Here is a 24,370-nt window from a genome sequence, read left to right on the forward strand (position 1 = left end):
AGTCAGCGCCCCCAACACCCTTGCACACTGGCACTGCCCGACATCCCCAGGTTATCGCGCCTGCCAGTGTTCTGCAGCAGGAACGCGCCGCATTTGTCCCCGCTCATCAAGGTGCCACCAATCGGCATCGCCGTCAGCACAAACGCCTGCTCTGAACGCTCGGCATCAATTGCATAGAACTCGGTGCCCGTAGAGACTTCATGCTCCCGAGCAGGTGGCCCTGGGGCGTCCGAGTACTGCCCGGTCCGAGAATAAAACCGCTCCAGTTTATGGGCCTCTTCGACCAGCATCGCCGCGATTTCCGCGCGGCGGGTTTTGCGGGAGTGCTCGGTGTAGTTCGGGTAGGCGACGGCGGCAAGGATTGCGATGATGGCGACGGCAACCAGCAGCTCAACCAATGTGAAGGCTCGTTCTATCATCGGCCCTGTCTTCATTGCCGCTGCCGCCACATGATCCGGCGCTCGTCGGTGTGAATGCTTTCAAGCACCGTACGCGCGGTGCCGTGAAGGCCGATGGCAGTGACTCGATACAGCCTTTGTGGCTGCATGGGTGGGCCGCCCCCTGCTGCGTCCTCGGTCTCACCGAGATGCTGGATACCGAAGAAACCACCATTGCTCGCTACCCAGTTCACCCCTGACGCCTTACCCGCACCGCTGGCGGACAGGGTCAACGCTTCGGGGGGTGGCAAGCATGTCAGGGGCGTTGAACATTCCGGCGGTGCATAGGCTGGAGTGCGTACGCGGGCTTCGGCCGTTCGCAGCACGGCTTCGGCCAGCTGAAACGAGACATCGCGCAGTGCCAGGCCGCCGGCCGCTTTCTCCTGAAGCGTGGCGTTCTGCATGGATGAGGTTGCCAGCAGCGTCAGGAGCATGAGCAATATCAGGCTGACGATCAGTACCGCACCGCGTTGAGTCTTCATCTGCTGCTCCTTAGCCAAGGCGATTACGAAGGGTGGCGACGACGCTGAAGGTCTGCTCCCGCGCGCGGTCTGCAGGGTCGAACAGGGTCAATGTCAGACGGACGCTACGAATCAGCGGGGGCTCTGGTTGTCCGGTGTAGCGCGCTATACCTGACGCATCGGGTGAATCCGCTACCCCGAACAACACGTTGAAGTCGCGAACATTGCTCAGCAATGGCTGACCGTCCAGCGTCAGCTCATCTCGCTGCGCGTTTAGCCGGTAGACTAGCTGCTGGACAGGCAGCGCGATTTCCCCGGCTTCCATTTTGGGTGCGCGCCCACGAGACCATGCCGTGGCCGACGATGCGCAATCAGTGTGTATCACCCAGTCGTGCCAGGATTGATCGGTGCCTGCGGGAGCGGTTACCAGGGTCAAGGATCTCTGCCGTGCATCCCATTGCACCGGCGTCTGATGAGCATTGGAAAACCCTCCCCCCAGGCTGGCGTCACGTACGCTGGCAAGACAACCGAACATGCCTACCAGGCGGGTTTCCTGGAGCATCTTGGCCAGCACGAAGCGCGCATCCTCCTGCAAGCTGGCGGACGATGTCTGACTCAACCAGGTGCTTTTGGAAGTGATGAATATCTGCGTCAGCGCCAACGACATCATCAGGCCGAGAACCAGCGCCAGCATGATCTCGATCAGGCTAAAACCCCTGTTACACGTGATCACGGCGGCGTTCCTTGTACGGACTTCGTCAGGCTGCTCAGGGTCATTGTCTGTCGCGCCGCGCCATCGCCTTGTGCTCGTGCGTCACTCCAGTCCAGCGAGATAACCACCCTCGCGCCGGAGACGGTCACGGACGCCTTCGCGTCCTCCCCCACCATTTGCCGCAGTTGATCGGCAAAGTCGAAAAGGTCCTGATCACGGGGTACGTCAGGGTTGCCTGAGGTCGGTGCCTGGCTGAGGGAGGCCAGGGTGTAGTTCGCATCGGGATTGGCGCGGATACGCTCCAGCAGGTCATGCGCGATAAAACTGGCATGGGTGCTGCGCAGGGCACTGTCGGTGTGCCTCAAGGCACTGAGCTGCAGCGTCGCCACGCCCAGGATGCCGATGGAAAACATCAACAACGCCACCAGCACTTCGATCAATGTCACCCCGGTCTGCGCTGATCCCACGCTCATCGAACACCCCTCGCTGATCCTATTCAGGAGACAGTGAAGCTGATCAGCAGCAGCTCGCCGGACAGGTGTGTAACCACAGCTTACCGACATATCGGCTGACAATCGACGGCCTTGTCAGCACCGCCGGATGCGCGTTTGCTAAGTCGCGCTGAGGTCAGGGGGTGACAGAAGTGAGGCAGACGGGACTGACATTGATAGAACTGCTGGTCGGGCTGACGCTGATCAGTGTCGTTGCTACGTTGGCGATTCCCGCCTACGCGGCGCTGGTCGAATCACAACGACGTCAGGACACCGCTCAACAATTGGCCAGCAGCCTGCGTCTGGCGCGGGTCGAGGCCATCCTGCGCAGCCAGCCGGTGATCGTACAGGCGCAGGAAGGCAACTGGAGTCGGGGCTGGCACGTATTCGTCGATATCAATCGCAACCAGCTCCGGGACGACGATGAACCGATACTGGCCGAGCGCGGCGGCCAGCAGAACGTGAGGGTGGTCGGCAATGGCCGGGTGGCGATGCGCATCGGCTTCGATAACACCGGCAGGCTGCTCAATAATGCCAACGGCACCCTCGCAGTCTGCCTGAAAGACTCACCCGCCAGTCACTACCAGATAGCGGTTGCCGTGACAGGGCGGGTGACGCTTCGCAGCAGCGGTTTCACAACCGAGCCTTGTTCATGAGGCAGATGCCAGAAGCGCTTACAGGATCGACTTGACCCGCAGTTCCTTGGGCATCGAGAAGGTAATATTTTCCTCGCGACCCGCCAGTTCGTCCGCGCCGGTTGCGCCCCAGGCCTGCAACTGCTCGATGACGCCACGCACCAGCACTTCGGGCGCCGATGCACCTGCGGTGATGCCGATACGCTGCACGCCGTCGAACCAGTTGCGCTGCATGTCTTCTGCGCCGTCGATCAGATAGGCCGGAGTGGCCATACGCTCGGCCAACTCGCGCAAGCGATTGGAGTTGGAGCTGTTGGGGCTGCCGACCACCAACACCACGTCGCACTCATCGGCCAGTTGCTTGACCGCATCCTGTCGGTTTTGCGTGGCGTAGCAGATGTCGTCCTTTCGCGGGCCGCCAATAGCCGGGAAGCGCGAGCGCAAGGCATCGATCACGCGGCTGGTGTCGTCCATGGACAGCGTCGTCTGCGTCACGAAAGCCAGCTTTTCAGGATTGTGCACCTGCAGATTGGCGACGTCTTCTTCGTCCTCGACCAGATAGATGGCGCCGCCATTGCTGGCATCGTACTGCCCCATCGTGCCTTCGACTTCCGGGTGCCCCTCGTGGCCAATGAGAATGCACTCGCGACCGTCGCGGCTGTAGCGGGCGACTTCGATGTGGACCTTGGTCACCAGCGGGCAGGTCGCGTCGAACACTTTCAGCCCACGACCGGCCGCCTCGGTACGCACCGCTTGGGATACGCCGTGCGCACTGAAGATGACGATGACGTCGTCGGGCACCTGATCCAGTTCTTCGACGAAGATCGCGCCACGGCTGCGCAGGTCTTCGACGACGAATTTGTTATGAACCACTTCATGGCGCACGTAGATCGGCGGGCCAAACACTTCCAGCGCGCGATTGACGATTTCGATCGCACGGTCCACTCCGGCGCAGAAGCCTCGTGGGTTGGCGAGTTTGATTTGCATGATGTGCCTCGTGTCTACGCGCAATGAAACATAAAAACGAAAAGGCCCCGAGCGATGCCGGGGCCGATCAGACGCCAGACAATCAGAGCGCCTTCACCTCGAAGATTTCCACTTCGAAGGTCAACGTTTTACCGGCAAGCGGATGGTTGAAGTCGACGGTCACCTGATCGTCGTCGAATGCCTTCACCACACCCGGCAGCTCGGTATTGGCCGCATCGTTGAAGATCACCAGCAGCCCCTCGGCCAGTTCCATGTTATGAAACTGCGAACGCGGCATGATCTGCACATTTTGCGGATTGGGCTGGCCGAAGGCGTTTTCCGGCGGCACTTCGACCCTGCGCTTGTCGCCGGCCTTGAAGCCGAAAATCAGCGCTTCGAAGCCAGGCAGGAGACTGCCATCGCCGACCTTGAACGTGGCCGGGGCCTTGTCGAAGGTGCTGTCGACGGTGTCGCCATTTTCCAGGTACAGGGCGAAATGCAGGGTAACTTCCGTGTTCTGACCGATGCGTGTTTCTTGGGCAGCGTGTTCAGTCATGAACGGGCTCTCCGGTTTTCTTGCTCTTGAACATGTCCAGAGCCAGCATGATCGCACCTACAGTGATCGCACTGTCGGCAAAGTTGAAGGCCGGGAATCCATGTTCTTTCCAATGAACGAATATGAAGTCGATAACATGGCCGATGGCCATTCGGTCATACAGATTCCCCAACGCTCCTCCCAACACCAGAGCCAAGGCAATGGCTAGCCAGGTTTCGTCACGACCCAGACGTTTCAGCCAGACGATCAGCACTGCACTGACAACGATCGCGATCAGAGCAAATAGCCAGCGCTGCCACCCGGACCCATCGGCCAGAAAGCTGAAAGCAGCTCCTGTGTTGTAGGCCAACACCCAGCTAAAGTAGTCCGGGATGACCACTATCTGCTCATACAGGTCAAGACGATGCTCGAAGTAGAACTTGCTGGCCTGGTCAATGACCAGAACCAGCACGCTCAACCACAGCCAGCTTAGACGACCCATACGGCCAGCCGACGCATTACGCATAGTGACGAACCTCGCCTGCGCCGCTGATGTTGTCCACACAGCGACCGCAGATTTCCGGATGCTCAGGGCTTACGCCCACGTCATCACGGAAGTGCCAGCAACGGGCGCACTTGGTGTAACCGGACTTGACCACTTTGAGCTTCAGGCCGGCGACTTCAGTGACAACGGCATCGGCAGGGGCGCTGACGAACGGCGCGACGCTGGCCTTGGAGGTGATAAGCACGAAGCGCAACTCATCACCCAGCTTGTTCAGGTCAACGGTCAGGTCGTCCTCGGCGTAGAGCGTCACTTCGGCCTGCAGGTTACCGCCGATGGCTTTCGCCGCACGCTGGTTCTCCAGTTCCTTGTTGACCGCTGTCTTGACCGCCATGACCCGCTCCCAATAGGCACGGTCCAGCTCGAAGCCTTCAGGCAACTCGCTCAGGCCTTCATACCAGGTGTTGAGCATGACCGACTCGTTACGCTCGCCCGGCATGTACTGCCACAGCTCGTCGGCGGTGAATGCCAGGATCGGAGCGATCCAGCGCACCAGCGCCTCGCAGATGTGGAACAGCGCGGTCTGGCAGGAGCGGCGAGCCTTGCTGTTGGCACCGGTGGTGTACTGCCGGTCCTTGATGATGTCCAGATAGAAACCGCCCAGCTCCTGCACGCAGAAGTTATGCACCTTCGAATAGACGTTCCAGAAACGGTATTCGCTGTAGTGCTCTTCCAGCTCGCGTTGTAGCAGCAGCGCGCGATCAACGGCCCAACGGTCCAGTGCCAGCATTTCATCGGCAGGCAGGATGTCGGTGGCCGGGTTGAAGCCGGTCAGGTTGGAAAGCAGGAAGCGCGCGGTGTTGCGGATACGACGGTAAGCGTCGGCACTGCGCTGCAGGATGGTTTCAGAAACCGCCATCTCGCCCGAGTAGTCAGTGGCAGCAACCCACAGGCGCATGATGTCCGCGCCCAAAGTGTCGTTAACCTTCTGCGGCGCAATCACGTTGCCCAGCGATTTGGACATCTTGCGGCCGTTCTCGTCCACGGTAAAACCGTGGGTCAGCAGCTGGCGATACGGTGCGTGATTGTCGATGGCGCAACCGGTCAGCAGCGATGAGTGAAACCAGCCACGGTGCTGATCCGAACCTTCTAGGTACAGGTCGGCGCGTGGACCGTTTTCGTGGCCCATAGGGTGCGAGCCGCGCAAAACGTGCCAGTGAGTGGTGCCCGAATCGAACCAGACGTCCAGCGTGTCGGAAATCTTATCGTACTGCGACGCTTCATCGCCCAGCAACTCGGCAGCGTCCATTTTGAACCAGGCCTCGATGCCTGCGTGCTCGACGCGCTTGGCTACCTGCTCCATCAACTCGACCGTGCGTGGGTGCAGTTCGCCGCTTTCCTTGTTCAGGAAGAACGGGATCGGCACGCCCCAGTTGCGCTGACGGGAAATGCACCAGTCAGGACGGGTGGCGATCATCGAATGCAGACGCGCCTGCCCCCAGGCCGGTACGAACTTTGTTTCTTCGATGGCTTTGATTGCGCGGGTGCGCAGGGTGTCGCCCGACACGGGCTGCTTGTCCATGCCAACGAACCACTGCGCGGTGGCGCGGTAGATCAGCGGCGTCTTGTGGCGCCAGCAATGCATGTAGCTGTGGGTGATGACTTCGGTGTGCAGCAGCGCACCGACTTCGGTCAGCTTGTCGATGATCGGCTGGTTGACCTTGAAGATGAACTGGCCACCAAAGAACTCCAGCGACGGCACGTACACGCCGTTACTTTGCACCGGACTGATGATGTCGTCGTTGGTCAGGCCATAGCTTTTGCAGATCACGAAGTCATCGACGCCATAGGCTGGCGAGCAATGGACGACACCGGTACCCGCGCCCAACTCGACATACTCAGCCAGATAAATCGGCGACAGCCGATCGTAGAACGGATGGCGGAAGTTGATCAGTTCCAGCGCCGCACCGGGGGCAGTTGCCAGCACTGAACCTTCCAGGTTCCAGCGCTTGAGGCAGCCTTCGACCAGTTCTTCGGCCAGCACCAACAATCTGTCGCCGGTATCGACCAGCGCGTAGTTGAATTCCGGGTGAACGTTGAGCGCCTGGTTGGCCGGGATGGTCCACGGGGTGGTGGTCCAGATCACGATGGCAGCAGGTTTGTCCAGGCTCGACAGGCCGAAGGCAGCGGCGAGCTTGTCGGCATCGGCAACCGGGAAGGCCACATCGATGGTCGAAGACTTCTTGTCCTGGTATTCGACTTCTGCCTCGGCAAGTGCCGAGCCGCAATCGAAACACCAGTTGACCGGCTTGAGGCCTTTGAACACGAAACCGTTCTTGACCAGTTCGGCCAGCGCACGGATCTCACCGGCCTCGTTGGCGAAATCCATGGTGCGATACGGATTGTCCCAGTCGCCAAGCACGCCCAGACGAATGAACTCGGCTTTCTGGCCCTCGATCTGCTCGGCGGCATAGGCGCGGCACAGCTCGCGGGTCTTGTCCGCGGGCAGGTTCTTGCCGTGGGTCACCTCCACCTTGTGCTCGATCGGCAGGCCGTGGCAGTCCCAGCCTGGAACATAAGGCGCGTCGAAACCCGACAGGGTTTTGGACCGGACGATCATATCCTTGAGAATCTTGTTGAGCGCATGGCCGATGTGAATAGTGCCGTTGGCATAGGGAGGACCGTCGTGCAGAACGAACTTCGGACGATCCTTGCCAATTTCCCGCAGCTTCTGGTACAGGCCAATGCTGTCCCAGCGCTGCAGAGTTTGCGGCTCGCGCTGGGGCAGGCCGGCCTTCATAGGGAAGGCGGTGTCCGGAAGATTAAGCGTGGCTTTGTAATCGGTCATTTCAGGCTCTAGGTTAGCGGTTGACCATGCCCCAATGGGCACGGGCGGCAGCGACATCCGCATCGATCGCCGTCTTAAGCGCCTCAAGTGAGGCAAAACGCTGCTCATCGCGCAGCTTTTGGTGGAAGACCACCGTCAAACGCCGGCCATAGATATCACCGGCAAAATCCAGAAGATGTATTTCAAGGTGAGGACGTCCATCCCCTGCCACGGTCGGTCGCACGCCAATATTGGCGACACCCGGCCAGACCTTGCCATCGATCTCGGCACTGACCAGATAAACCCCGGTCAACGGCACGCGACGACGTTTGAGCTGCACGTTGGCAGTGGGCGTACCCAGCTGACGCGCGAGCTTCTGGCCATGCAGGACACGGCCGCAGATTTCGAAGGGCCTGCCCAGCAGGTCTTCGGCAAGCGCAAAGTCAGCCGCTGCCAGGGCGTTTCTGACCTTGGTGCTGCTAACGCGTACGCCGTCGATTTCCACGGTTTGCGCGGCTTCAACGGTGAAGCCTTTTTCGGCGCCGACCTTTTGCAGGAAATCGAAATCCCCGATCCGGTCACAACCGAAGCGGAAATCGTCACCGACCTCCAGATGCTTCACGCCAAGGCCATCGATCAACACCGTGTCGACGAACTCGGTCGCGCGCAGCTTGCTCAGGCGTTGATTGAACGTCAGGCAGAGCACCAGATCGACGCCCTCGGCAGCCAGCAGGTCGACCTTGTCACGCAGACGGGCCAGGCGCGCAGGCGCTGTTTCCGGAGCAAAGAACTCGCGCGGCTGCGGCTCGAAAATCACCACGCAGCTGGGCAGGCTCAACTCAACGGCACGCTCGCGCAGCCGCGCCAGGATAGCCTGGTGACCACGATGAACGCCGTCGAAATTGCCAATGGTGGCGACGCAGCCCCGATGCTGGGGGCGCAGATTGTGAAGGCCTCGAACCAGCTGCATAACGCGCTTCTTGCTCATAAAGTGGCCGATTATAACCACACACCGCCGTCAACGACAGGCGACACATTCAGCCAAACAACAACAATCGGCGTTAACCGGCAAAAACCGACGACTGATCCTACATGATCGCCTTGCGGGCGAAATCTTTCAGACGAAAGCCCAACGCCAGCAAGGTGCCGAAATACGCCACCACACCCGCCGCCACCAGCGCGCCCAGACGAATGAAGCGCTCAAGCATCTGGCCGTCGGACCAGGCCGGCATTACATGCATCAGACCCAGCAGCACAGCGCACATCACCAAAACCGCCACCACCAGTTTGATCAGGAACACCGGCCAGCCGGGTTGTGGCTGATAGAGGTCCTGACGCCGCAGCTGCCAGAACAGGAGCAAGGCATTCAGACAAGCGCCCATGCTGATCGCCAATGCCAGGCCCGCATGGGCCAGCTGCACGCCATAGACGAAAAGTACGTTGAACAGCTGAGTCACAATGAGGGTGAAGATCGCGATTTTCACCGGGGTGCGAATATTTTGTTGAGCATAGAAGCCCGGTGCCAGCACCTTGATCACGATGATCCCCAACAGGCCAACCGCGTAACCGATCAACGCGCGCTGGGTCATCGCCGCGTCGGTGGCATCGAACTTACCGTACTGGAACAGTGAAACAGTCAACGGCTCAGCCAGCAGTCCGAGGGCCAGCGTACACGGCAGGACCAGTACGAAACACAGCCGCAGGCCCCAATCGAGAATCCGCGAATACTCCTGGCGATCCTTGCTGGCGTAGGTCTTGGAAAGAATCGGCAGCAGAATCGTCCCTAGCGCGACGCCCAGCACACCCGAAGGCAACTCCATCAGGCGGTCGGCGTAGTACATCCACGACACCGAACCTGCCACTAGAAAGGAGGCGAAAATGGTGTTGATGATCAGGGAAATCTGACTGACCGAGACGCCAAGCATCGCTGGCAGCATTTGCTTCATCACACGCCAGACGCCGGTGTCGCGCAGATTGAGGCGCGGCAGGACCAACATGCCGATTTTCTTCAAGTGCGGCAGCTGGTACAGCAATTGCAGCAGACCGCCCGCCAGCACCGCCCAGCCCAGTGCCATTACCGGGGGGTGAAAGTACGGCGTGAGGAACAGTGCAAAGAAGATCATCGCCAGGTTAAGCAGTGTCGGCACGAACGCCGGCACTGAAAATCGGTTCCAGGTGTTGAGGATCGCCCCGGCCAGCGATGACAGGGAAATCAGCAATATATAAGGAAAGGTCACGCGCAACAGATCGGAGGTCAGCTGGAATTTTTCAGGCGTATCTGCAAAGCCCGGCGCCGTGGCCCAGATCACCCAGGGCGCGAAGATGATGCCAAGCACGGTCACCAGCGCCAGCGCCAGCGTCAGCAAGCCGGTGACATAAGCGACAAACGTGCGGGTGGCCTCCTCGCCCTGCTGGCTTTTGTATTCGGCGAGGATCGGCACGAACGCCTGGGAGAACGCACCCTCGGCAAAAATCCGGCGCAGCAGATTCGGCAATTTGAAGGCGATGAAGAAGGCATCCGTTGCCATCCCGGCCCCGAAGGCACGGGCGATGATGGTATCGCGGATAAAGCCCAGAACCCGCGAAAGCATGGTGATAGAGCTGACGGCGGCAAGCGATTTAAGGAGGTTCATCTAAAGGTTATGCGCCCGACCAAAGGAAGCGCCAAAGCGCGTTCCATTTATGCGATACTCCGCGCCGCAAAACAGCACAGAGCCAAAACCCGCGAGTTTACAGGTCGCACGCCGGAAAGAAATATCCTCGGCATTACTCGGCGACCACTCAGCGGAACGCATCAACTGCCCTTGACAAGCATCAAAGTCATCGGCATGATTCGCGGCCTATTTTGTTAGCTATTTCCCAAGTCTTTCGAGGAGCTCGACGGTGGCCAACTCACCTTCCGCCAAAAAACGTGCAAAACAGGCTGAGAAGCGTCGCAGCCACAACGCCAGCATGCGTTCCATGGTCCGCACCTACATCAAGAACGTAGTTAAAGCCATCGACGCTAAAGACGCTGAAAAAGCGCAAGCTGCTTATGTTCTGGCTGTGCCAGTTATCGACCGTATGGCCGATAAAGGCATCATCCACAAGAACAAAGCTGCTCGCCATAAAGGCCGCCTGAATGGCCACATCAAGGCTCTGAACCTTGCTGCTGCAGCCTAAGCGATATGCTTGTTGAAAAACCGACCTCAGGGTCGGTTTTTTATTGCCTGTGATTTGGCTGCAACACAACTCGCCACGATGACCGCTCCCAAGTGCTACGCCCCGACTGCAGGGACGCGGAGCGTCCGAGAATGCGTCACCACGCGGAGCGTGTGAACGATCAGCCGGCCGATCAGCGGAGCGCGAGGAAGGTCAGCGCAGCATGGCACGATCAAATGATCCCAAGCCAAAACCCGCCACCACACAGCCGATCAAGGAGCAGGCGCTGGCGCCCAAGGCAAGATAGGGATCGCTGTCACGGCATTCTGCGGACTGCCTTCGATGATTCGGTCGCTATAGACCAGATACACCAGCGTATTACGCTTCTTATCGAGAAAGCGCACGACCTGCATGGTTTTGAACACCAGCGACGTGCGCTCCTTGAACACTTCGTCTCCGTCCTTAAGCGCCTCCTTGAAGCGGATCGGCCCCACCTGACGACAGGCAATGGACGCCTCAGCACGATCCTCCGCCAGCCCAAGTCCACCCTTCACGCCGCCAGTCTTGGCCCGGGACAGGTAGCAAGTCACGCCATCGACCTTCGGATCGTCGAACGCCTCGACAACGATTCGGTCGTTGGGGCCGACGAACTTGAAGACCGTCGATACCTGACCGATCTCTTCGGCGGATGCCAGCAGAGGCAGCAACAGCAGCGCACCCAGCATTCCCTTCATGATTCGCATTGCAGCTTCCTTATTCAGAAATTCCGATTCAAACCAGAATCAGGTTGTCACGATGAACCAGCTCAGGCTCGGCCATATAACCCAACACCCTGACGATTGCATCGGAGGGCTGACCAATGATCCTTTGCGCCTCAAGAGCACTGTAATTACTCAGACCACGAGCAATCTCGCGACCATCGGCGGCGACACACACCACCATCTCTCCGCGACGGAAACTGCCCTGAACCAGCTTCACGCCCACCGGAAGCAGGCTCTTGTTGCTGTCGGCAAGCGCTTTGACCGCGCCGTCGTCCAGCACCAACGTACCGCGGGTCTGAAGATGCCCGGCCAGCCACTGCTTGCGAGCCGCCAGCATGCCGCGCTCGGGCGACAGCAGCGTACCCAGCCGTTCACCGGCCTTCAGACGTGCCAATACACGCTCAATGCGTCCACCCACGATCACCGTGTGCGCCCCGGAACGCGCAGCCAGGCGCGCCGCGCGCAATTTGGTCTGCATACCACCACGCCCTAGAGCGCCGCCAGTACCGCCCGCCACAGCATCGAGCGCAGGATCGTCGGCACGAGCCTCATGAATCAACTGGGCTTCAGGATTATTGCGCGGATCGGCATCGAACATCCCGTCGCGATCGGTAAGGATGACCAGCAGATCCGCCTCGACCAGATTCGCTACCAATGCAGCCAGTGTGTCGTTGTCGCCAAAACGGATTTCGTCCGTGACAACCGTATCGTTTTCGTTGATCACCGGCACCACGCCCAGCTCGACCAGCGTCCGCAGGGTACTGCGGGCATTCAGGTAGCGCTTGCGGTCTGAGAGGTCGTCGTGGGTGAGTAGAATCTGCGCGGTATGGCGGTCATGCTCGGCAAAGCTGGATTCCCAGGCCTGCACCAGACCCATCTGACCGATCGCTGCGGCCGCCTGAAGCTCATGCATGGCACTCGGTCGTGCAGTCCAGCCCAGGCGACTCATGCCGGCAGCTACAGCGCCGGAGGAAACCAGAACCAGCTCGACGCCCGCCTCATGCAGCGCCACCATCTGCTCGACCCAAACACCCATCGCGTTGCGATCAAGACCCTTGCCGTCCGCTGTCAGCAGCGCACTTCCGATCTTCACAACCCAACGCTGGGCACCTGTCACCTTGCTCCGCATGATCTTTAACCTTAGCCAGAGAGTACGAATTCGACATACTAAAACGCCGCTATCAAGCGGCGCTGTAGTTTACTTCACTGCATCACTCACGGACGTAAATGATTTCCGGACCGTCTTCATCGTCCACATCTTCTTCGTCCCAGTCATCGTCACCGATGTCGTGCACGCTCTTCACGCCACTGCGGCGCAGCGCACGCTGATCGTCCAGCGCCTGCAACTGGGCGCGAGCCTCGTCTTCGATACGTTGATCCAGCTCGGCAAGCTCCTCGGCGTACGCCGGGTCGCTGGCCAGACGGTCAGCGCGATCTTCGAGATAGCGCATGATGTCGTGGCTCAGGCGATCGGTACCTTCCTTGGCGATGGCCGAGATCACGTAGACGGGACCGGTCCACCCCAGGCGATCGATGATCTCCTGCTTGCGCTCTTCATGCTCTTCTTCGAGGATCTGGTCGCACTTGTTCAGTACCAGCCAACGATCGCGATCTGCCAGCGCAGGGCTGAACTTGATCAGCTCATTAACGATGACTTCAGCCGCGTCCGGCGCGCTGCTCTCATCCAGCGGCGCCATGTCGACGAGGTGCAGCAATAGACGGGTACGCGCCAGGTGCTTGAGGAAGCGGATACCAAGGCCGGCACCATCCGATGCGCCTTCGATCAGACCAGGAATGTCGGCAATGACGAAGCTCTTCCAGCGATCGACGCTGACCACACCCAGATTCGGCACCAGCGTGGTGAACGGATAGTCCGCAACCTTCGGCTTGGCAGCCGACACAGAGCGAATGAAGGTACTTTTGCCTGCGTTCGGCAAACCGAGCAGACCAACGTCAGCCAGCACCTTCAACTCCAGCTTCAGATCCCGCTGTTCACCAGGCTTGCCTGGCGTGGTTTGACGCGGCGCGCGGTTGGTACTCGATTTGAATCGGGTGTTACCCAGACCATGCCAACCACCGTGCGCTACCAGCAGCCGCTGACCAGCCTTGGTCAGGTCGCCGATGATTTCCTGGGTACTGGCATCGATCACAGTGGTGCCGACCGGCACACGCAGGACCAGCTCCTCACCTTTTCGCCCGGTGCAATCGGTGCTGCCGCCATTGGAGCCGCGCTCGGCGTCAAAGTGACGGGTGTAGCGGTAGTCCACCAGAGTGTTGAGGTTTTCGTCGGCGAGCATATAGATCGAGCCACCGTCGCCCCCGTCACCACCATTGGGACCACCGTTCTCGATGAATTTTTCGCGACGGAAGCTCATGCAACCATTGCCACCGTCACCGGCCTTCACCCGAATGGATACTTCATCAACAAATTTCATAACGCACGCCTCCCGTCACAAAGACGAGCAAACAACATAAATTCATAAGGCTCTTGCAAAGATGAGCGTTGCGATACCGATCAAAAACCAGCGACTACACACCACAACGGCCCACACAAACAGCTTTGCAAGAGGCTCACCAAAACCAGACCTGTTACAAACGAAAAAGCCCTGTCGTCGACAGGGCTTTTCTGCTCAGGTAGTGCAAAGGTCGCCGCAACAGCTACGCCTTCACGCTCCCTGAACGCAAGATCATGCCGCGACTTCTGCTTTAGGCACGATGCTTACATAACGACGACCGAAGGCGCCTTTAACCTGGAACTTGATCACGCCTTCGACTTTAGCGAACAGGGTGTGATCCTTACCCATGCCAACGCCGTAGCCAGCGTGGAACTGGGTGCCGCGCTGACGCACGATGATGTTGCCCGGGACGATGACCTGGCCGCCATACATCTTCACGCCAAGGCGTTTGGCTTCTGAGTCGCGACCGTTACGGGTACTACCACCAGCTTTTTTGTGTGCCATGAGTTCAATTCTCCTAGTGAGGAATTAGGCTGAAATTAAGCCTGAATACCGGTGATTTTGATCTCGGTGTACCACTGGCGGTGGCCCATACGCTTCATGTGGTGCTTACGGCGACGGAACTTGATGATGCGGACTTTATCGTGACGACCTTGGGAGATCACTTCAGCCACAACGGTTGCGCCAGCAACGACAGGAGCACCGATGTTCACGTCGTCGCCGTTGGCAACCAACAGAACGCGATCAAAAGTAACGGATTCGCCAGTGGCGATTTCCAGTTTTTCGATCTTCAGGTATTCACCTGGGGCGACCTTGTATTGCTTGCCGCCAGTAACGATTACTGCATAAGACATGGTATTTCTCCGAAAATCCTGCTCACCCAGCTCTTTATAGGAAGAGGTATTGGCTGGCATGGCTGCATGTGGCTGGAAAGACCCGACATGCAATTGCGTAAGGCAGGTGCTGCCCAGGAAAGTTAGGGTGCGCGATTGTACGCAAGCCGTGAGCGCCTTGCAAGCGGCCGTACGTCACGCCTTGACAGGGTGGGGCCTGCAACCTAGCATGCCGCGCAACCCTTCTGGAGCACGTCTCGCTGATGCAACCCCAAGCCTTCTACCGCGCTGTGGCGGACGACTTTACAGCCGTCGACCACATTATCAAGAAGCAGCTGACATCGCGCGTGCCGCTGGTCTCGAAAATCGGCGACTACATTACCTCCGCCGGCGGCAAACGCCTGCGTCCATTGCTGGTGCTGCTGTGTGGCAAGGCGCTGGGCAGCGGCGGTGAAAACCTGCGCCTGCTGGCGGCCACCATTGAATTCCTGCACACCGCCACCCTGTTGCACGACGATGTCGTCGACATGTCCGGCATGCGCCGCGGCCGCTCGACCGCAAATGCGATGTGGGGCAATGCGCCGAGCGTTCTGGTGGGCGACTTCCTTTATTCACGCTCGTTCGAAATGATGGTCGAACTGGGTTCGATGCCGGTGATGCAGATTCTTTCCAAGGCGACCCGCGTGATCGCCGAGGGTGAAGTACTGCAGCTGTCGAAGGTTCGCGACGCCAGCACCACCGAAGAAACCTACATGGAAGTGATTCGCGGCAAGACAGCCATGTTGTTCGAAGCCTCGACTCATAGCGCCGCGGCGTTGGCCAACGCCAGCCAGGAACAGAGCGAAGCGCTGCGCACGTTCGGCGACCATTTGGGTGTGGCATTCCAGCTGGTCGACGACTTGCTCGACTACCGCGGCGATGCCGAGACCATGGGCAAGAACATCGGTGACGACCTGGCAGAAGGCAAACCGACCCTGCCACTGATCTACACCATGCGCGAAGGTACTCCTGAACAGGCTGCCCTGGTGCGCAAAGCTATTCAGAAAGGCGGCCTGGAAGACCTCGACAGCATCCGTGTAGCGGTCGAGCACTCAGGTTCCCTTGATTACACTGCCAAACTGGCTCGCGACTATGTCGCCCGCGCCATCGCTTGCCTCGAAGTCCTGCCTGCCAGCGAGTATCGCGATGCGCTGGTCGAGCTGAGCGAATTTGCGGTAGCCCGTACGCACTGATCAGCGCCCTGCTCCACCGAAAAGCCCATCCATGTGATGGGCTTTTTTGCGTTTCGCGTTTCGCGATGCCGGGCCATTGAGAACGCCACATGACCCAGATCAACCCAATCGCCAAAATGCGAATTAATCTCAAATAGATCCTTGCTATTCTTCAGATAAGAATTATTCTCATTGAAACCTTTCAAGGAGCAGGACCATGACTTATCTGATCGACGCCTGGCTGGACCGACCACACCCTTACCTGCGCATTCTGCATCGCGAGACCGGCCAGGTCTGTGCAGTGCTGGAAGAAGACGCGCTGGACGAGTTGCGGGATCAGGGGGATCTGGACGTAAACAGTCTCAGCTCATGCGAACCGGGGATTCAAAAGGAGATGGTGCGCAGCCTGTTTCTGTTCTGCTACGCCCGAGCCTTGCGCCCGGCCGGTGAACTGCATTGATGACTGCCGCCGAATACAACATTGCCGGGTGAACACCGATAGTCCACCCGGCAATGATCGGTTTAAAGCTTAAAACTCAGCGCTTACCGCTGCTTTCAAGCTTTTACAGAACGTCGAGCAGCTCGACGTCAAACACCAAAACGCTGTGCGGCGGGATGCTGCCCACGCCCTGAGCGCCATAGGCCAGCTCGCTAGGAACGTGCAAACGCCATTTGCTGCCGGCCTTCATCAGTTGCAACGCTTCGGTCCAGCCAGCGATCACGCCACCGACCGGAAATTCAGCAGGCTCCCCACGATCGTAGGAGCTGTCGAATACCGTGCCGTCGATCAGCATGCCGTGGTAGTGAGTACGCACGTTGCTTTCACGGGTTGGCTGAGCGCCTTCGCCGGCAGTGATGACTTCGAATTGCAGACCCGATTCCAGCGTAGTGACACCATCACGCTTGGCGTTCTCGGCCAGGTATTCCTTGCCGGCACCGGCAGCGGCTTCGGCTTTGGAGGCGGCTTCGGCTTGCATGATTTCGCGGATGACCTTGAAGCTGGCAGCCATTTCTTCCTGGCTGACACGGCTTGGTTTGCCACCGAAAGCATCGGTCAAACCAGCCAGAATAGCGTCCAGGCTGACGCCCGGCGGCGGATTGTCACGCAGCTGGTCGCCCAACTGGCGGCCAATGCCGTAGCTGACGCGGGTTTCGTCGGTGGACAGGTTGACTTCGGACATGCTGCTGCTCCGCTTATATAGAGCGCCCAAGGCGCCCTGAATCAAAAGGCCGAGCAGCCTAGCACATTCGCTCAATCTCCCCTAAGCGGGCAACCCGGTCATCCCGCAAGCCGGCGGTCCCGGCACCTGTCGCGGCGGCTTGCCGACGGTAATGCTCTTGATACGTCACCGCTGATTCGCCGAGCGGCTAGGATTGGTTGTGGCGCAGGCCCGCATCAATGCTTGGTCAGCTTATCCAGATACCCCATCGCAAACGCCGACACCACGAAGGTCATGTGAATGATCACGTACCACATCAGGTATTGGGGCTCGATGTTCCTGGCGTCCATGAACACCCGCAGCAGATGAATGGAGGAAATGGCGACGATGGAGGCCGCCACCTTCATCTTCAACGACGTGGAATCCATTTTGCCCAGCCAACTGAGCTTTTCCTTGTCCTCGTCGATGTCCAGTTGCGAGACGAAGTTCTCATAGCCCGAGATCATCACCATCACGAGCAGGCCACCGACCAGCGCCATGTCGATCAACGACAACAGCACCAGAATCAGGTCCGACTCGGCCAGCGAAAATATGTTGGGTATGACGTGAAAGACTTCCTGGAAGAACTTCAGCCCTAGCGCCAGCAGGCCTAGGGATAAACCAATATAGATCGGCGCCAGCAACCAGCGCGATGCGTACATAGCATTTTCGATAAACCGTTCCATTGAAACTCACAGATAATTAGAAGCCCGCGAGTATAGGGCGACGGCGCGGACGCACAAGTGATCACGCCAAACCTGGACAATCGGCTGCACGATAACGATCAAGCGATCAAGCGATCAAGCAGTCGACGAAGGCCACGCTACACCCCTGAACCACAGGAACAACCACGGGCGTTCGTCGATGGGTTACTGCACGTCAATTGACGGGGGAGGTCCGCTGAGCATTGGAGGCATCGCTATTGATCCTTCGCAATTCACCTTGCAGATGCAGGCTCCAGATCGGTATCTCTTCGGCTGTCTGATACCCGTGCAGCACCAGGCTTTCGGCAATCGCATCCAGAACGGATTCGGCGGCGACAGGACCATGAAAGGGGCCTTGGGCCTTTAATGCCGATGGTTGTTCTCCAGACATTCCGGCGGCGAACAACAAGGTCCACATACCGTTATCGCCGGACAGGGGGCGCACTACACATTCGATTCGGGTCACCAGACCCAGGCATTGGCGAGTAAGACAGAGGCTGCGCGACATGGCAAGCTCCTCATTGATTACAGTATTCATTCCCTTGAAACGGCGAAGGAAACGCGTCAGTCCCTTTGACAACTGCTGTAGCCCGACAATATCGAAGAAATACCCTGCAAGAAAAGCAGGAAAATAAAACGGGCGCCGAATGGTCATTTAGCCATCAAACGCCCTGTTTACTTGACGTCTAACCTTCAACTTTTCAGCTCCGGCTGCAATTGTGGCGCCTCTTTTTCAAGCTCCTTGAGCTCGTCCTCGCTGAGCATTTCTGCGATATCACGCAGGCGTTCCACCACTCGACCGTTCACCGAGTCTTCCGGGAATTGCCCGTCTTCATCGGCCTCGCCCACGGCCTCACCGACCAGCAGACCGAGCGCCTCATCGACCTGCCGCACGGCATAGACATGGAATTGCCCGGCGCGAACGGCCTGCAACACGCGCTCATCGAGCATGAGGGTCGCCACGTTGGCGTGTGGAATGATTGCCCCTTGATCGCCTGTAAGACCCCGCGCTTCGCAGAGTCGGAAGAAGCCCTCGATCTTCTCGTTTACTCCACCAACAGCCTGCACTTCACCGAACTGGTTGATGGAGCCGGTGATGGCAAAGCACTGCTTGAGCGGGGTTTTCGACAACGCGGAAATCAGCGTACAGACCTCGCCAAGTGAAGCGCTGTCACCGTCCACATAACCGTAGGACTGCTCCAGCGCGATGCTCGCGGAGATCGCCAGCGGGAATTCCTGGGCGTACCGGCTACCCAGGTAACCGGTGAGGATCATCACGCCTTTGGAGTGGATCGGCTGACCGAGATTGACCTCGCGCTCGATATCGACGATGCCACTGCCACCCGGATACACCGTGGCGGAAATCCGCGCCGGCACGCCGAAGGCTGAATCGCCCACTTCCAGCACGGTGAGGCCATTGCATTTACCGACCGCCGCGCCCGTGGTGTCGATCAGGATGATGCCAGCGAGCATGTCATCGAGAATCCGCGCCGACACCCGACCGGTGCGCGTGGCCTTGGCTTTGAGCGCACGTTCGATATGACCGGCATCGGTACGCTCGTCGCTGGCCAGGCTGCGAATGAAATCCGCCTCGCTGACCAACTGGAACAGATCCCCGATGCGCGCCGATAACCGCCCCTGATGCTCGGCCAGACGTGCGCTGTAAGTCGCCAGACGCGCCACGGCGTCGGCCGTCAGCGGCGCCATGCCTTCTTCCGAAGTGCGAGTCTTGAGCAACTGGGCAAACTGCTCCAGGCTCTCGTCAACCATCGGAATGTCTTCGTCGAAGTCCACCAATACCCGGAACATCTCCTGGAAGTCCGGATCGAGGTCCTGCAGCGTGTAATACAGCGACCGCGCGCCAATGATGATGACCTTGACGTGCAGCGGGATGGTCTGCGGCGTCAGCGTCACGGTAGCGATGCGGCCCAACTCGCCCAGCGGCGATTCCATTTTCAGCTTGCGAGACTGCAGCGAGCGCTTGAGGGCATCCCACACGAACGGCTCGCTGAGCATCTTTTCGGCTTCCAGCACCAGAAAGCCACCGTTGGCCCGATGAAACGCGCCCGGACGCAGCTGGCGATACGTCGTGTAGAGCGCGCCCTGGTCAGTGCTGTACTCGATGCGTCCAAACAGATTGTCGTAGGTGGGGTGCGGCTCGAACACCACAGGCGCCCCGCCACTGGCTGAGTGGCCGACCACCAGGCTCGGGCAATACTGCTCTTCCAGCAGCTTGCGCGCCTGGGCGTCGGTTTTGCTGTCATCGACCAGCTGCTCGACTACCGTTTTCAGCAGGTTGACCTGCACCGCTTGCAAATAAGCGCAGACTTCAGCGTTCTCGGCGTACTGCTCGGACAAAGGTGCGAGCAACGGTTGCAAAGCCAGAATGATGGTTTCTTCATTGAGCTGGCGCATCTGGTTGTTGGATTCGCGTTTCCACTGCGGCAGGCTGGCGAGCTCTTCGTTAAGGCGCTCTTCCAGTGCCGAAATATCCGTGTGGAAGCGCTCGCGCTCGGCTTCCGGCAGTTGCGAAAACTCGGCTTCGTCCAGCGCCTTGCCTTCCAGCATCGGGGTGAACGCAATGTTGGTGCTATCGCGATAAAGGGCGATGTCCTTTTCCAGCGCCAGACGCTCGATCACATCCAGCGCGCGGTCGTAGCGCTGGTTGAAGGCGCGATCGATGGCGCTTTTCTTTTGCTGGTAGGACGGATGCTCGAACACGGCGGGAAATGTCGCCAGCAGGTTGTCGATCAGTCCGCCGATATCAGCGATGAACGAGTTGGCGCTGCCGGCAGGCAACTCCACGGCGCGGGGCTCGCGTGCTTCGTCAAAGTTATTGACGTAGACCCAGTCTGACGGTGTCTGCATGCGCTTACCCTCGGCCTTGAGGTAGCGCTTGACGAAGGAGAAGCGACCGGTGCCGGGCTCCCCCATGACGAATACGTTGTAGCCGGGACGCGGCATGGCGACCCCGAACTGTAAGGCCTCGACCGCTCGTTCTTGGCCGAGCACGCCGCGAAAGGGTTCCAGATCGTTGGTTGTCGTGAAGCTGAACTGTTCAGCGGAAAAGGGACGGGTAAGCGCCTCGGGCGCAAGTCGCAAGCTGGCAGCAACAGGATCGGGCATCGGACATCCTTACATCACGCGGGGCAGATGGGCGCATTCTGGCGCTCGCTGCCCCAGACTGGCAAGGCAAGAACCATCGGAATGTTTTTTGCCGACAACGCTTCCGGCAGCGCAAATGTGCAGTGTCCCATGCAAGAAACAGTAATTACGTACGGAACATTCAGAACGTGCCTAAACTCCAACCTGCGCGGCTGGTAACAATTTAAATAACCGGCCCGTTCTGACGCCTGTATGGGTCAGGCATCCGACCCTTGGTTGAAATAACAGAGACTAAAGCTATGAAACGGATTCTTCTTGGTACTCTCCTCGCCGCTGCATCCTTGAACGCCATGGCTCAAGCTCCTGGCGGTCCTGATTGCGGCTGGGGCAACATGCTGTTCGAAGGCCAACGCGGCACGCCAGCTCACTTCCTCGCATCGACTACCAACGGCACCTCCGGTAACGCCACATTCGGCATGACCTCGGGCACCAACGGTTGCTCCACCAACAGCGCGCTGACCTACGGCGGCAAGTCTTGGTTTGCCATGAATGGCATGATGGACGAGCTTTCCAAAGACATGGCCATGGGCCAAGGCGAGGCGCTGACCACTTACGCGGTCGTGCTGGGCGTTGCACCGGAAGACCGTGCGCATTTCGCCGCAGTCACCCACGAGCACTACCAGCAGATCTTCAGCAAGGCCGACGCCACTGCTGATGACGTGCACAGCAACACCATCGATGTACTGAAGAACGATCCGACTCTGGCCAAATACGCAACTCAGGCCTAAAGTCGTGCCACCTGCCTCCCTCCCGGGGGGCAGGTTTTTACGCCTCCCTCTATCCTGGTTAGTTGCCTCTTTATGCTCAAACGCCTTGCCTGGCTGGCGCTCTGTGTCTGCGCCCCGTTGTACGCCGCGCCCCATGTTGATGTTAGTCGTTTGCAGCAACTGGCCGATTCCAGATTCTGGGTCTCGATTGGCCACTACGAAGCCGGCAAGCTCGGCGGCTGGCGCAGCTATGTCGACGATCCGAAATTCTTCCTCGCCGTGAATGGCGCACACGACCCCGAAGCCGAGCTGGCTGCAACGCTTGATGCGATCTATCGTCCGGTTGTCAAGGGCAAGGAAGACCTGCATCCGCAGTGCGTCTATCCCTCGCGCACGCGCTTTTTACGTGATGAGTTGAAGCTCACCGACCTGCCCGCGGTGGACTGCAAGGAATTCAGTAAATGGTTCTCCGACGTGGCACCGGACAGCACCGTGCTGATCTTCCCCGCCGCGTACCTCAACAGCCCGTCGTCAATGTTCGGCCACACCCTGCTGCGTATCGACCAGGCTGATGTGCAGGCCAACAAGACCGCCCTGCTCAGCTACGCCATCAACTTCGGTGCTTACATAGAAGGCTCCGACAACAGCATTCTTTATGCCTGGAAAGGCCTGATGGGCGGCTATCCCGGCCTGTTCGCGCTGGTGCCATATCAGGAAAAACTTTCCGAGTACCGTAGTCTGGAAAACCGCGACCTGTGGGAATACCGCCTAAATCTGACGCCGGAAGAAACCCGGCGCATGGTTGAACACGTGTGGGAACTCAAACAGATTCGCTTCGGCTATTTCTTTTTCGACGAAAACTGCTCCTATCGCTTGCTGGAGCTGCTACAGGTGGCGCGTCCTAGCCTGAACCTGACGCCGCAGTTTCGTCTGACCGCAATCCCGACCGACACCGTGCGCGCAGTCAAGGACGCCGGGCTGATTGAGAAGATCGATTATCGCCCGTCCAAGGAGCGCGAACTGCTCAGCCGAGCCGAGCCGCTCAGCCATGACGAAAAACAGTGGGTGCTCAAGGTCAGCGCCGATCAGCAACAAATGCAAAGCCCGGAATACTTGGCGGTGCCGAAGGACCGTCGCGCTTTGATCCAGGATGCGGCGTACCGGCTGGAGCGCTATCGCGCCAATGGCGAGGAGCGTGACGCGGCGCGCTCGCAGCGCAGTTACGACCTGCTGCGAGCTATCAGCACCAATCCGCCGCCGGCGCTGGAAATCGAACGCCCAGGGCTCCCCGAAGATGGCCACGAATCACGCACCTGGCAGTTGGGCGCGGGTACTCGGGATGACAAGGCATTCGCTGAATACGGGCTGCGCATGGCCTATCACGATCTGAACGACAACGCTTATGGCTTCCCGCTGGGAGCACAGATCGAGATTCTGCAACTGAAGCTGCGCCAGTACGAGAACAACAAGTGGCAAGTGCAACGCCTGGATCTGGCGACGATCCGCTCTCTGACGCCGCGCAATGAGCTGCTGCAACCTTGGTCATGGCAGGTAACAGGCGGCCTTGAACGGGTGCTGGGCAAGCATGGTGACGAGAATCTGGTCAGTCATATGAACGGCGGCGCAGGCGGGACCTGGAAGCTGGGCGACGATGTGCTGGGCTTCGCGCTGGGCACGGTGCGCATCGAACACAACAATGATTTCGACGCGTTGGTTTCACCGGCGGCGGGCTTCGATAGCGGGATTTTGTGGCGCAATCCGCTGGGCAATCTGAGCCTTGAGACCAAGGGTGATTACTTCACCAACGGCGAAGTGCGGCGCAATATCAGTCTGAATCAGCAGTGGGAATTGTCTCGAAACCTGGGATTACGGCTCAGCGCTCAGCGTGAATTCAGCCAGCTGACATCGCCGGTGAATGAAGTGATGCTGGAGTTGAAGTGGTATCACTACTGACGGCGCGACCTGATTGTTGGAAATCCCCTTCGTCCGAACGCCACGCTGGCGGACCGCAAGCGCGCTGCTACGGGCGGTCGGGTGCCAGGCGTGATATCGCGGTTTTCGCTTTTGATTCTGGCCGTAGGCCGTAGGAGCCAGCTTGCTCGCGATCTGCCGGGGAACGGCAGCAAGACCTGACACCTTGGTGGTGTCAGGCATACCGCATTCACCGGGTTTGCTGCCGCTGCGCAGCAGATCGCTGGCAAGCCAGGCTCCTACGCCTTGCGGCAGAAGCCAGCTTCATCACTTCACCTTCCCGGTATTGCCTGGCCGACAGAAACGGGGCGCGCTTCGCACAAGATTGTCAAAGCCGGGCTCCCACGCCCTGCGGGCAGAGGCGAGGCGCATCAAGGCTCCTGCGCGCTGTTGAGTGGTATCACTATTGATGGCACAACCTGAGTGTTGGAGATCCCCGTCGTCCGAACGCCACGCTGGCGGACCGCAAGCGCGCTGCTACGGGCGGTCGGGTGCCAGGCGTGATATCGAGGTTTCGCTTTTGATTCTGGCCGTAGGCCGTAGGAGCCAGCTTGCTCGCGATCTGCCGGGGAACGGCAGCAAGACCTGACACCTTGGTGGTGTCAGGCATACCGCATATACCGGGTTTGCTGCCGCTTCGCAGCAGATCGCTGGCA

At 59.2% G+C, this 24,370-nt stretch carries 25 protein-coding genes; 6 read left to right on the top strand and 19 right to left on the bottom strand.

Annotation, left to right across the window (positions count from 1 at the left end; genetic code table 11):
- Positions 1 to 2: 2 nt before the first annotated feature.
- From B3I26_RS01900 to pilV, 4 genes are read right to left on the bottom strand one after another with little or no spacing between them, the layout of a single operon-like run.
- Positions 3 to 419, bottom strand: a complete 417-nt coding sequence (locus B3I26_RS01900; RefSeq protein ID WP_296254556.1) for a type IV pilin protein — start codon at positions 417 to 419, stop codon at positions 3 to 5.
- Between the two features lie 11 nt (positions 420 to 430).
- Complete coding sequence (locus B3I26_RS01905; protein WP_296254557.1) at positions 431 to 919, bottom strand: pilus assembly PilX family protein; 489 nt, start codon at positions 917 to 919, stop codon at positions 431 to 433.
- 10 nt (positions 920 to 929) lie between these two features.
- Positions 930 to 1,631 (bottom strand): PilW family protein, encoded by a 702-nt coding sequence (locus B3I26_RS01910; RefSeq protein WP_296254559.1) that lies wholly within the window; start codon positions 1,629 to 1,631, stop codon positions 930 to 932.
- Positions 1,628 to 2,083 (bottom strand): type IV pilus modification protein PilV, encoded by a 456-nt coding sequence (gene pilV, locus B3I26_RS01915; RefSeq protein ID WP_296254561.1) that lies wholly within the window; start codon positions 2,081 to 2,083, stop codon positions 1,628 to 1,630. Before pilV ends, B3I26_RS01910 begins: the two co-directional genes overlap by 4 nt.
- A gap of 170 nt (positions 2,084 to 2,253) precedes the next feature.
- On the opposite strand from pilV, the gene B3I26_RS01920 reads away from it, so the two are divergent.
- Complete coding sequence (locus B3I26_RS01920) at positions 2,254 to 2,757, top strand: GspH/FimT family pseudopilin (protein WP_296254563.1); 504 nt, start codon at positions 2,254 to 2,256, stop codon at positions 2,755 to 2,757.
- Positions 2,758 to 2,775: 18 nt separating this feature from the next.
- Here the strand turns inward: B3I26_RS01920 and ispH are convergent, their stop codons facing one another.
- From ispH to murJ, 6 genes are all read right to left on the bottom strand, one after another.
- Entirely contained in the window at positions 2,776 to 3,723 is a 948-nt protein-coding gene (ispH, locus tag B3I26_RS01925; RefSeq protein WP_296254565.1) for a 4-hydroxy-3-methylbut-2-enyl diphosphate reductase, read from the bottom strand.
- An 82-nt stretch (positions 3,724 to 3,805) separates the two neighbouring features.
- Positions 3,806 to 4,258, bottom strand: coding sequence for an FKBP-type peptidyl-prolyl cis-trans isomerase (locus B3I26_RS01930; RefSeq protein WP_296254567.1), 453 nt, complete (start codon positions 4,256 to 4,258; stop codon positions 3,806 to 3,808).
- A complete protein-coding gene (gene lspA / locus B3I26_RS01935) occupies positions 4,251 to 4,763 on the bottom strand; it encodes a signal peptidase II (protein ID WP_296254569.1) in 513 nt (170 codons plus the stop codon). Before lspA ends, B3I26_RS01930 begins: the two co-directional genes overlap by 8 nt.
- Positions 4,756 to 7,587 carry an isoleucine--tRNA ligase gene (gene ileS, locus B3I26_RS01940; RefSeq protein ID WP_296254571.1) on the bottom strand — a complete coding sequence of 944 codons (2,832 nt, stop codon included), beginning with the start codon at positions 7,585 to 7,587 and terminating at the stop codon, positions 4,756 to 4,758. The genes lspA and ileS overlap by 8 nt, the downstream gene beginning before the upstream one ends.
- A gap of 13 nt (positions 7,588 to 7,600) precedes the next feature.
- Positions 7,601 to 8,536 carry a bifunctional riboflavin kinase/FAD synthetase gene (gene ribF, locus B3I26_RS01945; RefSeq protein ID WP_296254572.1) on the bottom strand — a complete coding sequence of 312 codons (936 nt, stop codon included), beginning with the start codon at positions 8,534 to 8,536 and terminating at the stop codon, positions 7,601 to 7,603.
- A gap of 118 nt (positions 8,537 to 8,654) precedes the next feature.
- A complete protein-coding gene (murJ, locus tag B3I26_RS01950; protein ID WP_296254574.1) occupies positions 8,655 to 10,199 on the bottom strand; it encodes a murein biosynthesis integral membrane protein MurJ in 1,545 nt (514 codons plus the stop codon).
- Between the two features lie 250 nt (positions 10,200 to 10,449).
- Here murJ and rpsT point away from each other — a divergent pair, with 250 nt between their 5' ends.
- Entirely contained in the window at positions 10,450 to 10,728 is a 279-nt protein-coding gene (gene rpsT, locus B3I26_RS01955; RefSeq protein WP_110946958.1) for a 30S ribosomal protein S20, read from the top strand.
- 251 nt (positions 10,729 to 10,979) lie between these two features.
- Here rpsT and B3I26_RS01960 read toward each other — a convergent pair whose 3' ends face one another.
- From B3I26_RS01960 to rplU, 5 genes are all read right to left on the bottom strand, one after another.
- Positions 10,980 to 11,450, bottom strand: a complete 471-nt coding sequence (locus B3I26_RS01960; protein ID WP_296254577.1) for a CreA family protein — start codon at positions 11,448 to 11,450, stop codon at positions 10,980 to 10,982.
- A 28-nt stretch (positions 11,451 to 11,478) separates the two neighbouring features.
- Entirely contained in the window at positions 11,479 to 12,597 is a 1,119-nt protein-coding gene (gene proB / locus B3I26_RS01965; RefSeq protein ID WP_296254578.1) for a glutamate 5-kinase, read from the bottom strand.
- Positions 12,598 to 12,679: 82 nt separating this feature from the next.
- Positions 12,680 to 13,903: an Obg family GTPase CgtA gene (cgtA, locus tag B3I26_RS01970; RefSeq protein WP_296254579.1), complete on the bottom strand. Its 1,224-nt coding sequence runs from the start codon at positions 13,901 to 13,903 to the stop codon at positions 12,680 to 12,682.
- Positions 13,904 to 14,155: 252 nt separating this feature from the next.
- A complete protein-coding gene (rpmA, locus tag B3I26_RS01975) occupies positions 14,156 to 14,428 on the bottom strand; it encodes a 50S ribosomal protein L27 (RefSeq protein WP_062378791.1) in 273 nt (90 codons plus the stop codon).
- Between the two features lie 35 nt (positions 14,429 to 14,463).
- The gene (rplU, locus tag B3I26_RS01980; RefSeq protein WP_003176051.1) at positions 14,464 to 14,778 is read right to left on the bottom strand and encodes a 50S ribosomal protein L21; all 315 of its coding nucleotides are present in this window, start codon (positions 14,776 to 14,778) and stop codon (positions 14,464 to 14,466) included.
- 242 nt (positions 14,779 to 15,020) lie between these two features.
- Between rplU and B3I26_RS01985 the strand changes: the two genes are divergently transcribed.
- On the top strand, positions 15,021 to 15,989 hold the full coding sequence (locus tag B3I26_RS01985; protein ID WP_296254582.1) for a polyprenyl synthetase family protein: 969 nt from the start codon (positions 15,021 to 15,023) through the stop codon (positions 15,987 to 15,989).
- 196 nt (positions 15,990 to 16,185) lie between these two features.
- Positions 16,186 to 16,428, top strand: coding sequence for a hypothetical protein (locus tag B3I26_RS01990; protein WP_296254584.1), 243 nt, complete (start codon positions 16,186 to 16,188; stop codon positions 16,426 to 16,428).
- A 103-nt stretch (positions 16,429 to 16,531) separates the two neighbouring features.
- Here the strand turns inward: B3I26_RS01990 and B3I26_RS01995 are convergent, their stop codons facing one another.
- From B3I26_RS01995 to B3I26_RS02010, 4 genes are all read right to left on the bottom strand, one after another.
- Positions 16,532 to 17,149: an FKBP-type peptidyl-prolyl cis-trans isomerase gene (locus tag B3I26_RS01995; RefSeq protein WP_296254586.1), complete on the bottom strand. Its 618-nt coding sequence runs from the start codon at positions 17,147 to 17,149 to the stop codon at positions 16,532 to 16,534.
- A 215-nt stretch (positions 17,150 to 17,364) separates the two neighbouring features.
- A complete protein-coding gene (locus tag B3I26_RS02000) occupies positions 17,365 to 17,853 on the bottom strand; it encodes a TIGR00645 family protein (RefSeq protein WP_296254587.1) in 489 nt (162 codons plus the stop codon).
- Between the two features lie 193 nt (positions 17,854 to 18,046).
- Positions 18,047 to 18,379: a hypothetical protein gene (locus B3I26_RS02005; RefSeq protein ID WP_296254611.1), complete on the bottom strand. Its 333-nt coding sequence runs from the start codon at positions 18,377 to 18,379 to the stop codon at positions 18,047 to 18,049.
- Positions 18,380 to 18,564: 185 nt separating this feature from the next.
- Positions 18,565 to 20,997, bottom strand: a complete 2,433-nt coding sequence (locus tag B3I26_RS02010; protein WP_296254588.1) for a Lon protease family protein — start codon at positions 20,995 to 20,997, stop codon at positions 18,565 to 18,567.
- Positions 20,998 to 21,275: 278 nt separating this feature from the next.
- Between B3I26_RS02010 and B3I26_RS02015 the strand changes: the two genes are divergently transcribed.
- A complete protein-coding gene (locus B3I26_RS02015) occupies positions 21,276 to 21,764 on the top strand; it encodes a DUF3015 domain-containing protein (protein ID WP_296254590.1) in 489 nt (162 codons plus the stop codon).
- Positions 21,765 to 21,836: 72 nt separating this feature from the next.
- Positions 21,837 to 23,696: a DUF4105 domain-containing protein gene (locus B3I26_RS02020; protein WP_296254592.1), complete on the top strand. Its 1,860-nt coding sequence runs from the start codon at positions 21,837 to 21,839 to the stop codon at positions 23,694 to 23,696.
- Positions 23,697 to 24,370: the final 674 nt, after the last annotated feature.

Source organism: Pseudomonas sp. UBA5706, assembly GCF_002419965.1.
GTDB lineage: Bacteria > Pseudomonadota > Gammaproteobacteria > Pseudomonadales > Pseudomonadaceae > Aquipseudomonas.

What these genes read in the sequence shown, in the direction of transcription:
- B3I26_RS01900 (WP_296254556.1), bottom strand. Translation starts at nt 419, where the DNA reads ATGATAGAACGAGCCTTCACATTGGTTGAGCTGCTGGTTGCCGTCGCC.
- B3I26_RS01905 (WP_296254557.1), bottom strand. Translation starts at nt 919, where the DNA reads ATGAAGACTCAACGCGGTGCGGTACTGATCGTCAGCCTGATATTGCTC.
- pilV (WP_296254561.1), bottom strand. Translation starts at nt 2,083, where the DNA reads ATGAGCGTGGGATCAGCGCAGACCGGGGTGACATTGATCGAAGTGCTG.
- ispH (WP_296254565.1), bottom strand. Translation starts at nt 3,723, where the DNA reads ATGCAAATCAAACTCGCCAACCCACGAGGCTTCTGCGCCGGAGTGGAC.
- B3I26_RS01930 (WP_296254567.1), bottom strand. Translation starts at nt 4,258, where the DNA reads ATGACTGAACACGCTGCCCAAGAAACACGCATCGGTCAGAACACGGAA.
- lspA (WP_296254569.1), bottom strand. Translation starts at nt 4,763, where the DNA reads ATGCGTAATGCGTCGGCTGGCCGTATGGGTCGTCTAAGCTGGCTGTGG.
- ileS (WP_296254571.1), bottom strand. Translation starts at nt 7,587, where the DNA reads ATGACCGATTACAAAGCCACGCTTAATCTTCCGGACACCGCCTTCCCT.
- ribF (WP_296254572.1), bottom strand. Translation starts at nt 8,536, where the DNA reads ATGCAGCTGGTTCGAGGCCTTCACAATCTGCGCCCCCAGCATCGGGGC.
- murJ (WP_296254574.1), bottom strand. Translation starts at nt 10,199, where the DNA reads ATGAACCTCCTTAAATCGCTTGCCGCCGTCAGCTCTATCACCATGCTT.
- B3I26_RS01960 (WP_296254577.1), bottom strand. Translation starts at nt 11,450, where the DNA reads ATGCGAATCATGAAGGGAATGCTGGGTGCGCTGCTGTTGCTGCCTCTG.
- proB (WP_296254578.1), bottom strand. Translation starts at nt 12,597, where the DNA reads ATGCGGAGCAAGGTGACAGGTGCCCAGCGTTGGGTTGTGAAGATCGGA.
- cgtA (WP_296254579.1), bottom strand. Translation starts at nt 13,903, where the DNA reads ATGAAATTTGTTGATGAAGTATCCATTCGGGTGAAGGCCGGTGACGGT.
- rpmA (WP_062378791.1), bottom strand. Translation starts at nt 14,428, where the DNA reads ATGGCACACAAAAAAGCTGGTGGTAGTACCCGTAACGGTCGCGACTCA.
- rplU (WP_003176051.1), bottom strand. Translation starts at nt 14,778, where the DNA reads ATGTCTTATGCAGTAATCGTTACTGGCGGCAAGCAATACAAGGTCGCC.
- B3I26_RS01985 (WP_296254582.1), top strand. Translation starts at nt 15,021, where the DNA reads ATGCAACCCCAAGCCTTCTACCGCGCTGTGGCGGACGACTTTACAGCC.
- B3I26_RS01990 (WP_296254584.1), top strand. Translation starts at nt 16,186, where the DNA reads ATGACTTATCTGATCGACGCCTGGCTGGACCGACCACACCCTTACCTG.
- B3I26_RS01995 (WP_296254586.1), bottom strand. Translation starts at nt 17,149, where the DNA reads ATGTCCGAAGTCAACCTGTCCACCGACGAAACCCGCGTCAGCTACGGC.
- B3I26_RS02000 (WP_296254587.1), bottom strand. Translation starts at nt 17,853, where the DNA reads ATGGAACGGTTTATCGAAAATGCTATGTACGCATCGCGCTGGTTGCTG.
- B3I26_RS02005 (WP_296254611.1), bottom strand. Translation starts at nt 18,379, where the DNA reads ATGTCGCGCAGCCTCTGTCTTACTCGCCAATGCCTGGGTCTGGTGACC.
- B3I26_RS02010 (WP_296254588.1), bottom strand. Translation starts at nt 20,997, where the DNA reads ATGCCCGATCCTGTTGCTGCCAGCTTGCGACTTGCGCCCGAGGCGCTT.
- B3I26_RS02015 (WP_296254590.1), top strand. Translation starts at nt 21,276, where the DNA reads ATGAAACGGATTCTTCTTGGTACTCTCCTCGCCGCTGCATCCTTGAAC.
- B3I26_RS02020 (WP_296254592.1), top strand. Translation starts at nt 21,837, where the DNA reads ATGCTCAAACGCCTTGCCTGGCTGGCGCTCTGTGTCTGCGCCCCGTTG.